13 protein-coding genes are annotated in these 12,644 nt (G+C 54.6%); all 13 read left to right on the top strand.

Going from position 1 to position 12,644, the window contains the following annotated elements; all coding sequences use genetic code 11:
• The first annotated feature begins 99 nt into the window (after nt 1–99).
• The gene (gene purD / locus DESRU_RS06570) at nt 100–1,368 is read left to right on the top strand and encodes a phosphoribosylamine--glycine ligase (protein WP_013841331.1); all 1,269 of its coding nucleotides are present in this window, start codon (nt 100–102) and stop codon (nt 1,366–1,368) included.
• A gap of 156 nt (nt 1,369–1,524) precedes the next feature.
• A complete protein-coding gene (locus DESRU_RS06575; protein ID WP_013841332.1) occupies nt 1,525–1,848 on the top strand; it encodes a YerC/YecD family TrpR-related protein in 324 nt (107 codons plus the stop codon).
• A 13-nt stretch (nt 1,849–1,861) separates the two neighbouring features.
• Nucleotides 1,862–3,067: an ATP phosphoribosyltransferase regulatory subunit gene (hisZ, locus tag DESRU_RS06580; protein WP_013841333.1), complete on the top strand. Its 1,206-nt coding sequence runs from the start codon at nt 1,862–1,864 to the stop codon at nt 3,065–3,067.
• A 132-nt stretch (nt 3,068–3,199) separates the two neighbouring features.
• The gene (gene hisG, locus DESRU_RS06585; protein WP_013841334.1) at nt 3,200–3,862 is read left to right on the top strand and encodes an ATP phosphoribosyltransferase; all 663 of its coding nucleotides are present in this window, start codon (nt 3,200–3,202) and stop codon (nt 3,860–3,862) included.
• Complete coding sequence (gene hisD, locus DESRU_RS06590) at nt 3,859–5,157, top strand: histidinol dehydrogenase (protein ID WP_013841335.1); 1,299 nt, start codon at nt 3,859–3,861, stop codon at nt 5,155–5,157. The genes hisG and hisD overlap by 4 nt, the downstream gene beginning before the upstream one ends.
• A gap of 51 nt (nt 5,158–5,208) precedes the next feature.
• The gene (gene hisC / locus DESRU_RS06595; RefSeq protein ID WP_013841336.1) at nt 5,209–6,294 is read left to right on the top strand and encodes a histidinol-phosphate transaminase; all 1,086 of its coding nucleotides are present in this window, start codon (nt 5,209–5,211) and stop codon (nt 6,292–6,294) included.
• A 1-nt stretch (nt 6,295) separates the two neighbouring features.
• Nucleotides 6,296–6,892 carry an imidazoleglycerol-phosphate dehydratase HisB gene (hisB, locus tag DESRU_RS06600; protein WP_013841337.1) on the top strand — a complete coding sequence of 199 codons (597 nt, stop codon included), beginning with the start codon at nt 6,296–6,298 and terminating at the stop codon, nt 6,890–6,892.
• Nucleotides 6,889–7,500 (top strand): imidazole glycerol phosphate synthase subunit HisH, encoded by a 612-nt coding sequence (hisH, locus tag DESRU_RS06605; protein WP_013841338.1) that lies wholly within the window; start codon nt 6,889–6,891, stop codon nt 7,498–7,500. The genes hisB and hisH overlap by 4 nt, the downstream gene beginning before the upstream one ends.
• Complete coding sequence (gene hisA / locus DESRU_RS06610) at nt 7,497–8,228, top strand: 1-(5-phosphoribosyl)-5-[(5-phosphoribosylamino)methylideneamino]imidazole-4-carboxamide isomerase (RefSeq protein ID WP_013841339.1); 732 nt, start codon at nt 7,497–7,499, stop codon at nt 8,226–8,228. The genes hisH and hisA overlap by 4 nt, the downstream gene beginning before the upstream one ends.
• 2 nt (nt 8,229–8,230) lie before the next feature.
• Complete coding sequence (gene hisF, locus DESRU_RS06615; RefSeq protein WP_013841340.1) at nt 8,231–8,989, top strand: imidazole glycerol phosphate synthase subunit HisF; 759 nt, start codon at nt 8,231–8,233, stop codon at nt 8,987–8,989.
• Nucleotides 8,990–9,006: 17 nt separating this feature from the next.
• Nucleotides 9,007–9,696 carry a bifunctional phosphoribosyl-AMP cyclohydrolase/phosphoribosyl-ATP diphosphatase HisIE gene (hisIE, locus tag DESRU_RS06620; RefSeq protein ID WP_013841341.1) on the top strand — a complete coding sequence of 230 codons (690 nt, stop codon included), beginning with the start codon at nt 9,007–9,009 and terminating at the stop codon, nt 9,694–9,696.
• A gap of 158 nt (nt 9,697–9,854) precedes the next feature.
• Complete coding sequence (locus DESRU_RS21260; protein WP_013841342.1) at nt 9,855–10,259, top strand: hypothetical protein; 405 nt, start codon at nt 9,855–9,857, stop codon at nt 10,257–10,259.
• A gap of 214 nt (nt 10,260–10,473) precedes the next feature.
• Nucleotides 10,474–12,633 carry a DNA helicase PcrA gene (gene pcrA, locus DESRU_RS06630; RefSeq protein ID WP_013841343.1) on the top strand — a complete coding sequence of 720 codons (2,160 nt, stop codon included), beginning with the start codon at nt 10,474–10,476 and terminating at the stop codon, nt 12,631–12,633.
• Nucleotides 12,634–12,644: the final 11 nt, after the last annotated feature.

Here is a 12,644-nt window from a genome sequence, read left to right on the forward strand (position 1 = left end):
GTTTGCATAAAAAACAGACTTTGTTCAGAGAAATTATATATCCGCGTAAAGCCGTAGCATCCGTTAAATCCGTGTTCTATATCTTATGGAGGAGCGTCCATGAAAGTACTTGTGGTCGGCGGTGGCGGGCGGGAACATGCCATCGTGTGGAAACTGAAGCAAAGTCCCCGGGTGGCACAAATTTATTGCGCGCCGGGAAATGCGGGCATCGGGCAGATGGCTGAATGTGTCAATATCCAGGCCGGAGATGTTTACGGTCTACTGAACTTTGCCCGGGAGAAAAGCATTGACCTTACGGTGGTGGGGCCGGAAATACCGCTTACCAACGGGATTGTGGATATTTTTGAAAAGGAAGGTTTGAAAATTTTTGGGCCTTCCCGGGCTGCCGCCGAGATTGAAGGCAGCAAAGCCCTGGCCAAGGAGATCATGGCCAAATATCATATTCCCACCGCCCGTTACGCCACCTTTGACCATGCGGAGGAGGCCAGAGCCTATGTACAGAAGCACGGCGCTCCTTGCGTGGTGAAGGCCGACGGTCTGGCGGCGGGCAAAGGGGTAATTGTCGCCATGGATGATGAAACGGCCCTGGCGGCGGTAGATATTATCATGGCCCAGCGGGCCTTTGGACAGGCCGGCGACCGGGTTGTGATCGAAGAATTTCTGCAGGGCGAGGAAGTCAGCGTGCTGGCCTTTATTGAAGGGGATACCATTATTCCCCTGGTGGCCTCCCAGGATCATAAGCGGGTGGGGGATAACGACACCGGTCCCAATACCGGGGGAATGGGAGCCTATGCCCCGGCGCCCCTGTACACCCCGGAACTGGCGGAACGGGTTGAACGGGAAATTTTACGCCCCACGGTGCAGGCTCTGGCTGCCGAAGGGCGAACCTACCGGGGCGTTTTGTACGCCGGGCTGATGGTAACCGCCGACGGACCCAAAGTACTGGAATTTAACGCCCGCTTCGGGGATCCTGAAACCCAGCCGGTCCTCAGTCTGCTGGAGACCGACCTGGTGGACATCATGGAATCCATCCTGGAGGGAAAACTGGCACAACAGCCTGTTGCCTGGAAGGACGGAGCGGCGGTTTGCGTGGTGATGGCTGCGGGCGGCTACCCCGGCAAATATGGAAAGGGACAGGAAATTACCGGACTGGCCGAGGTGCCCCCGGAAGTTCAGGTATTCCACGCAGGTACGGCACTGCGGGGGGGCAGAATTGTTTGCGACGGCGGGCGTGTGCTGGGCGTAACCGGCGTGGGCAGGAATATTCCCGAGGCTATTGACCGGGCCTATCAGGGAGTCCGGAGCATTGTCTTTGAGGGCGCTCATTACAGAACGGACATCGGCCGCAAGGCTCTGTCCAAAATATAGAGATATTTTCAATGGCCATCCGTTTCAACCGGGTGGCCATTTTCTATTTTAAAATAATACATACTTAAAGGATTTTAACCTTTTAACATCGAAAAGTACAAAAACAGATGAGGAAGGCTTTTCCTGGTCATAATAAAATACAAGGGAGGGATTTCCTTGGAGTATAGCGGAAAATTAAAGGATACACTGAATGACCGCCTTTTTGAAGCCATTCTGACATTAAAGAATATTGACGAATGCTACAAATTTTTTGAGGATATTTGCACCGTGTCCGAATTACGGTCCCTGGCCCAGCGGCTGGAAGTAGCCAAAATGCTGGAGGCCAACCGGACCTACGGGGAAATTGCAGGTAAAACCGGCGCCAGCACCGCTACCATCAGCCGGGTCAAGCGCTGCCTTAATTACGGCGCCGACGGCTATAAGCTGGCCTTGTCCAGGCTGCCGGACCCCAGTCCGGTCCCAACAGTACATCAGGATTAGTCGAGGTGAAGATATGACATCCAGTCGAATGGGCAGGCTGGCGCCGGGCGTAAAGGACCTTTTGCCCCCGGAAGCCTGCCGTATGCGTCAGTTGAAAGAAGAGTTTATCCGGTTGGTGCGGTTATGGGGTTATAAGGAGGTTGCCACCCCCACCTTCGAATATTTTGAAAACCTGGCTTCGGAAGAACTGGAAGAAGAGAAGTTTTTTAAGTTTTTGGACCGGCAAGGGCATTTAATGGTACTCCGGCCGGACATGACCCGGCCCATGGCCCGGTTGGTGGCCACCAGAATGAAGGGGGTAACACCCCCCTTGCGTTTGTGTTACCTGGCCAATGTCTTTAGTTATGAGCAGCCCCAGGTAGGACGCCAGCGGGAGTTCTGCCAGGCCGGGGTGGAATTAATGGGCTATTCCTCCCCGGAAGCGGATGCCGAAGCCGTTGCCCTGGTCATTGCCTATCTGGTAAAGACCGGCCTCACCGATTTCCAGATCAGTATCGGCAATGTGGGAATTTTTCACGGTCTAGTGGAACAATTGGGCCTTTCCAGGGAAGAAGCCCAGGAGCTGAAAGAAGCCCTGGGCAATAAGGACTTTGTCCGGGTGGAAGAGGTTTTATCCAAAAACTCCGCCACCCCTGCGGAAGCCAGGCGGGCTTTGGACTTGATTGAACTGCGGGGTGGACCGGAAATTCTGGACCAGGCGGTGGAGTTGGCCCAGGGAGGGCTTGCTACCGGTGCCCTGGAGAATCTCAGGGAACTCTACGCAGTGCTTAAAAAATATGGAGTGGAAGGTTTTGTAACCCTGGACCTGGGCCTGCTCCGGGGATTGGATTATTATACCGGGCTGGTTTTTGAAGGTTATTCCGTAGCCATGGGTTTTCCCATTTGTGGCGGAGGCCGCTATAATCAACTGCTGGCTCATTTTGGACATCCCCTGCCGGCTACCGGTTTTGCCGTAAACCTGGAACGGGTGCTGGTATCTTTGGATCGCCTGAAAGGCCCTCCGGGAGAACCGGAGCCCGACGTGCTGGTGGCCTGGGAAGAGGAAGGATTGGCCGGAGCCCTGGGGACAGCCAGGGAATTAAGAGCAAAGGGCTGCCGGGTGGTAACCGCCCTTGCCGGATATACCCCGGGAAAAGCCATGGCTGAAGGAAAAAGCCTGGGCGCGGCCAAAGTCATCTACTTTAAAAGCGACGGCACCTGTGAAGAATTCAAAATATAGACCGAAGAACTCGCCGGAGGTTCCGGCGTTCTTTATTATGGTCAGACGTCATAAAAAACTATTGACAGCAGCAAGATGCTATTTTAACATATTATTATATTACTAATTTAATTAACTAAAGGAGGGACCGCCTTGGTTGCGGCCAGAGATATTTTAACAGTGGCTTTGCCCAAAGGGACCCTTTATGGTCCTTCCGTCAAACTCCTGGGTTGTGCCGGATTGGCAACCGGCTTTCTGGAAAATCCCGGACGTCAGTTGCTGCTTTACTCGGAAAAGGATGCGGTGCGCTTTATCATTTGCCGTCCTACGGACATCCCCACCTATGTGGAATACGGCGCGGCGGATATCGGTTTGGCGGGCAAGGATACCATTGTGGAACAAAATAAAGACGTCTATGAACTGTTGGATTTAAAATACGGCGGCTGCCGGTTTGTGGTGGCGGTGCCTGAGGGGAAAGAGCAGCCCCTGCAGTATTGGAACCAAACCCGGGTTGCCACCAAGTTTCCGCGCATTGCCGAGGAATTCTTCCGGCAGCAGGGAATGCAGATGGAAATTATTAAACTGCATGGCAATATTGAACTGGCTCCCATTGTGGGACTGGCGGAAATGATTGTGGATCTGGTTTCCACCGGCCGTACCCTGAGGGAGAATAAACTGGTGCCGGTGGCGGATGTTCTGCGATCCACCTCCCGTTTAATTGCCAACCGGGTGAGTCACCGTTTGAAAAACGAGCGCATTAATCCCCTGGTTGAACGGATTCGCCAGGTAGTAGAGGAAGGGGGCCTGGAAAAGTGATAAAAATTATAGAGGTATCCGATAGCGAAGGACTAAAGGCCTTATTGAAAGGACGTTCCGGGGGTCAGGAAGGAATTGCTTCCAGAGTGGCGGCCATTATGCAGGAAGTCCGGGAGCGGGGCGATATAGCCTTGTGCGGCTTTACCCGGCGTTTTGACGGCGCCAGCTTAACTCCGGAACAGCTTCGGGTAACCGATGAAGAAATAGATCAGGCTTATAGTATGGTGGATCAGGAGGTTCTGACTTCCTTAAAACTGGCCCGGGACCGTATTCGGAAGTATCATCAAAAACAACTGACCCGTTCCTGGTTTGACACCGAACCCAACGGCACCCTGCTGGGACAGTTGATTACACCCTTGGACCGGGTAGGTGTTTATGTTCCCGGAGGCACCGCCTCCTACCCCTCCTCGGTTTTGATGAACGCCGTGCCGGCCAAGGTGGCGGGAGTTTCCCAGGTGGTAATGGTGACTCCGCCCGGGGCCGACGGAAAATTAAATCCCTATACCCTGGTGGCCGCCAGAGAGGCCGGGGTGGACGAAATTTATAAAGCAGGGGGGGCCCAGGCCATTGCAGCCCTGGCTTACGGTACGGAGACCATCGCACCGGTGGATAAAATTACCGGTCCGGGCAACATTTTTGTAACCCTGGCCAAGCGCATGGTGTACGGCCAGGTAGACATTGACATGCTGGCCGGGCCCAGTGAGGTTCTGGTGGTGGCGGATGCTTCGGCCAACCCGGAATATGCGGCAGCCGATATGCTTTCCCAGGCGGAGCATGATGTCCTGGCTTCGGCAGTATTATTGACCCACCACCGGGAGCTGGCGGAATGGGTGCGGCAGGAACTGGAAAAACAGGTGGCCCTGCTGCCTAGGCAGGACTTGGCCAGAGAAGCCCTGGCCAACCACAGTGCCCTGGTGATTACCGGCAGCCTGGAGGAATCCCTGGAACTGGCCAATGCCTTTGCGCCGGAACACTTGGAACTTCTGGTGGAAGAACCCTTCCGGTGGCTGAGCAGGATCCGGCATGCCGGCGCGGTTTTTCTGGGAGCCCATTCGCCGGAACCGGTGGGGGACTATCTGGCAGGACCCAATCATGTGCTTCCCACCGGCGGCACGGCCCGCTTTTATTCTCCTTTAAACGTAGACACCTTTATGAAAAAATCCAGCATCATTTCTTTTTCCAAAGAAAACTTAGAGCTTCTTGGACCGGATATTATCAGGCTGGCAGAGGTGGAAGGGCTGCAGGCCCATGCCAATGCCGTCAGAGTGAGGCTAAAAAGCCAGTCAAGGGAATAAGCCTATCGGCCGAAAAAGGTTAAAACAACCTGCTTAAAGGATGTGAGTGCAGTGCGAGAACCCTTTAGCCTGAAAAATCTGGTCCGGGCGGGATTAGATAAACTGGTGCCTTACGAAGCGCACTTATACCCGGATGTGATCAAACTGGATGCCAACGAAAATCCCTACCCTTTTCCAGAGGAAGTGGCCCGGGAAATTGGGCAGTTGGCCTCCGGAGACCTGCTGAGCCGCTACCCGGATAGCGGAGCTGTAAAACTGCGGCAGGCCATCGCCGGTTACGCCGGTGTTCAGCCGGAACAAGTGATGGTGGGCAACGGTTCCGATGAACTAATTTTAAATATTTTACTGACCTTTGGTACCGGGGGAAGGGTGCTGATCACCAATCCCACCTTCTCTATGTATAAGATTCACGCCCTGGTGGCGGGAGCCAGACCCATACCGGTTCCCCGCCGGGCCGATTTCTTTGTTGACGTGCCGGCTCTGGTGACCTATGCTCGGCAGCCGGAGTCCAAAGTGGTTTTTATTTGTTCGCCCAACAACCCTACCGGCAATGCCACCCGGCTGGGAGAGATTGAAAGCGTTCTTCATCAGGTCAACTGCCTGGTGGTGGTAGACCAGGCTTACCTGGAGTTCGGCGGGGAAGATTGCGTTCCTTTGTTAAACCAATATCCGAATCTGCTGATTCTCCGTACCTTCTCCAAAGCTTTTTCCCTGGCGGGCTTAAGGGTGGGCTATCTGTTGGCCAACCCGGATGTGCTCCGGCAGATGCAGAAAGTGAAGCAGCCCTATAACCTGAATGCCTTTTCTCAGGCGGCGGCAGCCGCCGTTCTGGAACACCGGGATATTTTCCGGGGGCAGATTGGGGCAATACTGGAACAGCGGGAAGTGCTCCGCCGGGGATTGGAGGCCATCGAAGGCGTAACGCCTTATCCATCGGCGGCCAACTATCTTTTGTTTCATACCAATTATGCCAGCAAAATGGTTTACCAGGCACTGCTGGACCGGGGCATCCTGATTCGCAGACTGGGCGGTCCGGAGCTTCCCGGTTATTTAAGGGTATCGGTGGGAACCCCGGAGCAAAACAAGCAGTTTCTGAGTGTACTGACCGAAGTGATGGAACTGCTGGGGAGGGAGTAACGTGCAATTGCAGCGGCAAGCCCAAATGGAACGGAAGACCGGCGAAACAGAGATTCAACTGTCCCTGTCCCTAGACGGTTCCGGGACTTATCAAATCGCCAGCGGTGTGGGATTTTTAGACCATATGCTGTGTTTATTGGCCAGGCATGGAGCCCTGGACCTGCAGTTATCGGCTCGAGGGGATCTTCATATTGATGATCACCATACGGTGGAGGATATCGGGATCACCCTGGGATTGGCTCTCCGGCAGGCCCTGGGCGATAAGGCGGGAATCCAGCGCTACGGCAATGCCCTGGTGCCCATGGACGAGGCTCTGGTGCTGGTGGCGCTGGATATCAGCGGTCGCGGCCACCTGGAACTGGATTTAACTCTGCCTGCGGCTAAAGTGGGAACCTTTGACACCGAACTGGTGGAAGAATTCTTAAGAGCCCTGGCCATCAATAGCGGAATCACCCTGCATGCCCGCATGCTCAACGGTCGCAATACCCATCACATTATTGAGGCGGTCTTCAAAGGACTGGGCCGGGCCCTGCGCCAGGCCGTGGCTGCGGATGAACGTTTGCCGGGCGTACCGTCCACCAAGGGGGTATTGGTATGATCACCATTATCGACTACGGTATGGGAAATTTGCGCAGTGTGCAAAAGGGTTTTGCCCAGGTGGGCTGTCCGGCGGAGATTGTCCGGGACCCGGACCGGGTGGAAACCGCTGCGGCAGTGGTGCTGCCGGGAGTGGGCGCCTTTGCCGATGCCATGGAAAATCTACAGCAGGCCGGCATGATGGAGGCGATCCGGCGGGTGATTGCTGCGGGCAAACCCTTTCTGGGCATTTGCCTGGGACAGCAGCTTTTATTTGAATCCAGTGAAGAATTTGGCAGCACCCGGGGGCTGGGAATCTTTCCCGGGTCCGTTAAAAGGTTCCCGGCGGGAGAACTGAAGGTGCCCCATATGGGCTGGAATCAGGCGGAAATCCTCCAACCCAGCCCGCTGCTGGAAGGGATTCCGGACCAAGCGGCCTTTTATTTTGTTCATTCCTATTACGTTGCTCCGGCAGACCCGGAGCTGACCCTGGCCCGGACGGAATACGGCTTGAAATTTGCCTCCATCGTGGGCAGAGACCGGGTTTTCGGCATTCAGTTCCATCCGGAAAAAAGCAGTTTTCTGGGGTTAAAAATCCTTGAGAACTTTGGAAAGCAGGTGAAGATATGATTATTTTCCCTGCCATCGACCTGAAGGAAGGGCAGTGTGTCCGTTTGCTGGAAGGCCGGATGGACAGCGCCACCGTTTATTCCCGGGATCCGGGCGGCACCGCCCGGAACTGGCAGGAACAGGGCGCCTCCTTTATTCATGTGGTGGATCTGGACGGAGCCTTTGCCGGCAAACCCCGCAACCGGGAGGCCATCCGGCAGATACTGGAGGCCGTGGAGGTTCCGGTTCAGGTAGGGGGCGGCATCCGGGACCTGGAAACCATGGAAGAGCTGTTCTCTATGGGCGTTAACCGGGTGATTCTGGGCAGCGCAGCCATCCTGAAGCCGGAACTGGTGGCGGAGGCCGGCCGCCGGTATGGTGCCAAGGTGCTGGTGGGTATTGACGCCCGGGATGGCCGGGTGGCCATTCAAGGCTGGGGTGAGACCGTGTCCAAAACCGCTTTGCAACTGGCCCGGGAGGTTAAGGAGCTTGGCGTGCAAAGAATTGTCTTTACCGATATCCGGCGGGACGGCAGGCTGTCGGGACCCAACCTGGGAGCTACCGGGGAACTGGCCCGGGACAGCGGTTTAAAGGTGATTGCTTCCGGAGGCGTTTCCTCCCTGGAGGACATCCGGGCGGTGAAGGCACTGGAAAAGGACGGCGTGGAGGGCGCCATTGTGGGCAAGGCCCTCTATACCGGTGCGGTGAAGCTTCCGGAGGCTCTGGCCCTGGCCCGGGGGGGGGTTTAAAGATGCTGATGAAAAGAATTATTCCCTGCCTGGATGTAACCGGCGGCAGGGTGGTGAAAGGCACCAACTTTGTAAACCTGAGAGACGCCGGAGACCCGGTGGAGCTGGCCGCCCTGTACGACCGGGAAGGGGCCGACGAAGTGATCTTTCTGGATATCACCGCTTCCTCCGACGGGCGGGCCACCATGCTGGATGTGGTTCGGCGGACCGCGGAGGAGGTTTTCATTCCCTTTACAGTGGGCGGCGGGATTCGGACCGTAGAGGATATGCGGCTGATGCTGCAGGCCGGGGCGGACAAGATCGGCATTAATACCGCGGCCATTAAAAATCCCCGGGTGATCTCCGAAGGGGCACTGAAGTTCGGCAGCCAGTGCGTGGTGGTGGCCATTGACGCCCGGCAGACCGGCCCGCGGAAATGGGAGGTCTACATCCACGGGGGCCGTACCCCCACCGGCATGGACGCGGTGGAATGGGCGGCGAAGGCCGAGGAACTGGGAGCCGGGGAAATCTTGCTCACCAGCATGGACCGGGACGGCACCAAGGAGGGCTTTGATCTTGCCCTGACCCGGACCATCGCCCAAGCGGTTAAAATCCCGGTCATCGCCTCCGGAGGAGTGGGGACTTTGGAACACATGGCCCAGGGACTCACCGAGGGCATGGCCGATGCAGCCCTGGCGGCTTCCATTTTTCACTTCGGTGAATATTCCGTCCGGCAGGCCAAGGAGTACCTCCGGGAGCGGGGCGTGCCGGTGCGTTTATAATTTAGAGGTGAGACAAAATGATATTTAAGGTGGACGACTTAAAATATAATGAGGCCGGGTTAATCCCCGCCATTGTTCAGGAGGTCCGCAGCCGGGAAGTGCTGATGATGGCCTGGATGAACCAAGAGGCGGTGGAAAAAACCCTGGCCACCGGAGAAACCTGGTTTTACAGCCGGAGCCGGCAAGCAATGTGGAAAAAGGGCGAAACCTCCGGCCATGTGCAGAGGGTAAAAGGGCTGTATTACGATTGTGATGCCGATACCCTGCTGGTGCTGGCGGAACAGGAGGGAGGAGCGGCCTGCCATGAGGGCTATACCTCCTGCTTCCATAACCGGGTGAATCCGGACCGTTCGGTTAGCATTGAGGGAGAAAAGAAGTTTGAGCCGGCTCAGGTGTATGGCGGGCAGGAAGCCCGGACCTCCGCAGACCCGGAAATCATCAATGATCTATTCCGGGTCATATTGAGCCGTAAGGCGGAACGGCCGGAAGGGGCCTATACCACCTACCTTTTTGATCAGGGCGTCGATAAGATCTGCAAAAAAGTAGGGGAAGAATGCGCCGAAGTCATCATCGGGGCCAAAAATAACAGCAAAGAAGAACTGACCTACGAGGCTGCGGATTTAATGTACCACCTGCTGGTGCTGCTGGCAAACCAGGGAATATCCCCGGAGGAGATTTACCGGGAGTTGGCCAAACGAAGGAAATAAAGAATTGGGGAGGTGATAGACCCTTCCCAATTCTTTATTTTTGAAGGATATGTGCTTGATAAACAAGTATAAATTTCCCCCGCCATATGATACAATCAGGAAAATGGTGGCAAAGCAAAGGGCTATAAAAACCCATTGGATCCGAAAGGAGTGGAACCGTGAGCGAGGGCTTATTGCAGGAAATTCTTCAGGAGCTTAAGGGAATGAGAACGGAACTGACGGATGTAAAGAGTGAAATGGTGAATGTAAAAAATGAGATGACGGTCGTAAAAAGTGAAATGGCAGACATGAGAAGTGAAATGACGGGTATGAAAACTGAAATGACAAACGTGAAAAGCGAACTGGGTTCCCTGAATCAGCGTGTTGGCAGCCTTGAAGCCGGTCAGCAGAAACTGGCCATGAAGATTGAAAATGAAGTGATTGATAAAATCCGGGCCTTGTTTGACGACCGGGAAATGCAAAACCACCGGCTTGACCGTATTGACGTCAAATTGGAGAATATTATCGTAGATCTTAGCTATCTGGTAACCAAGGTCTCCCGATTGGAAAAAGTGGCTAAATAAAAGTTGCGGCATAAAAGATAGAACCCGTCTCTTTAAGGGAATTTGGAAGAATGGGACCAGGATTATTCCTGCACATTCTTTTTTTCTTTCTAAAAGAAAATCCGCTAAGAAAATGCAAAGATTAAAGCACAAATCTAGAACCTCCAACATCAAGATATGATATAATGAACAGTGTTTTTCTACTTTTAACATTACTTGCCATATGGAGGAAATGATGGATATTCTGGCGAACCTGAATCCCGCCCAGGCCGAGGCGGTAAAACATACGGAGGGTCCATTGCTGGTGCTGGCCGGCGCCGGTTCGGGCAAGACCCGGGTGCTTACCTGCCGGGTGGCCCGGATATTGCAGCAGGGGGTTCCCCCTTATAACATTTTGGCCATTACCTTTACCAACAAGGCGGCGGCGGAAATGAGAAACCGGGTGGAGCAACTGGTGCCCGAGGCCGCCAGGAACCTGTGGGTTACCACCTTCCACAGCGCCTGCCTGCGCATTTTGCGGCGGGAAATCAAGGCATTGGGTTATGATTCGAACTTTTCTATTTACGATGATGCGGACCAGCAGACCGTGATCAAAGAGTGCCTGAAGGAACTGGAGATTGATGAAAAGCGATTCCAGCCCAGGGGCATGCTTTCCGCCATTTCCGGAGCAAAGAATAAATTGCTGGATCCGAACCAATATGAACGTCAGGCCTATGAATATTTTGAGCAGGTGGTCGCCCGGGTCTACCGGTTGTATCAGGAAAAGCTGTTTAAAAATAATGCGGTGGACTTTGACGATTTGCTCGTGCTGACGGTGAGGCTGTTCCGGGAACATCCTCATGTCCTGGGGTACTACCAAACCCGGTTTAAATACATTCTGGTGGATGAGTACCAGGATACCAACCATACCCAGTATGTCCTGGTGAATATGCTGGCTGAACGGCACCGCAATCTTTGCGTGGTGGGGGATCCCAACCAGTCCATTTATAAATGGCGGGGGGCGGATATTAACAATATTCTCAGTTTTGAACGGGACTACCCCGAAGCCATGGTGGTAAAGCTGGAGCAAAATTACCGCTCCACCGGCAATATCCTGGAAGCGGCCAACGCCGTGATTAAAAACAACCTGGAAGCCAAGGAAATGCAGTTATGGACGGCCAAGGGAGCGGGAACCCGGATCCAAGTGTTCCGGGCGGAAAGTGAGCGCTTTGAGGCTCACTATATTGCCGACCGGGTCAAAGAACTGCGCCTTTCCGGGGATAGAAAATACCGGGAGATGGCGGTGCTTTACCGCACTCACGCCCAGTCAAGGGTATTTGAAGAAGTTTTTCTGCGTCTGGGAATTCCCTACACCATCTTCGGGGGGCAGAAATTCTATGAGCGGAAAGAAATTAAAGACTTGCTCTCTTATCTGCGGGTCATTGTCAACCCGGTGGACGGTCAGAGTTTAAGCCGTATTATTAACGTACCCAAAAGGGGCATAGGGGCTTCCTCCCTGGAAAAAATAACGGTTTATGCCGCGGAAAGGGATCTCAGCCTGTTGGCTGCCTTGGATCAGGCGGAGGAAATACCGGGTCTGCCCGGAAAAGCCCGTAAACAGTGCGCCCTGCTGGCAGAACTGTTGTCCCAGTTTAGGCAGCAGGCCCAGTTTCTTTCAGTAACCGAAATGGTCCGGGAGGTTTTGGATAAAACCGGCTATAAGGCGGAGCTGGAGGCCGAGGACACTGTGGAGTCCCGCACCCGTTTGGAGAACTTGCAGGAATTTATGTCCGTAACCCAGGAATATGACCGGCAGCAGGGAGAGGAAGAAGGGGGCTTGGAAGACTTCCTTTCGACCATTTCCCTGGTGACCGACATGGACCGCCACGATCCCCAGTCGGACCAACTGGTTTTAATGACCCTGCACAGCGCCAAGGGACTGGAATACCCGGTGGTATTCCTGACCGGCATGGAAGAGGGGGTTTTCCCCCACAGCCGGGCTCTTTACGACCAGGAGGAGCTGGAGGAGGAACGAAGGCTGGCCTATGTGGGCATTACCCGGGCTGAAGAACAGCTTTATTTAACCCACTGTTGGGAAAGAACCCTTTTCGGCCGCACCAACCTCAATCCCAAATCCCGTTTTCTAGAAGAAATCCCGGTGGAATTAACGGTGGGCCAGTCGGTGGCCAAAAAGACGGCCGGGCTTGGCAGCGCTGCGGGTAAAGGAACCGCTTCTCCGGCTGCCGGGGAAGTAAAATCCTATCTTCTGGGAGATAAGGTACGGCATCAGAAGTGGGGAGAAGGGGTTGTGGTCAAGGTGAAGGGGGAGGGGCCCTCTGCGGAATTATCCGTGGCCTTTCCCTCCCAGGGCATAAAAGTCCTGATCGCCGAATATGCGCCACTAGAAAAGCTATAAACCGGGAACAC

Origin of the sequence: Desulforamulus ruminis DSM 2154 (genome assembly GCF_000215085.1) — a bacterium.
Lineage (GTDB): Bacteria > Bacillota > Desulfotomaculia > Desulfotomaculales > Desulfotomaculaceae > Desulfotomaculum > Desulfotomaculum ruminis.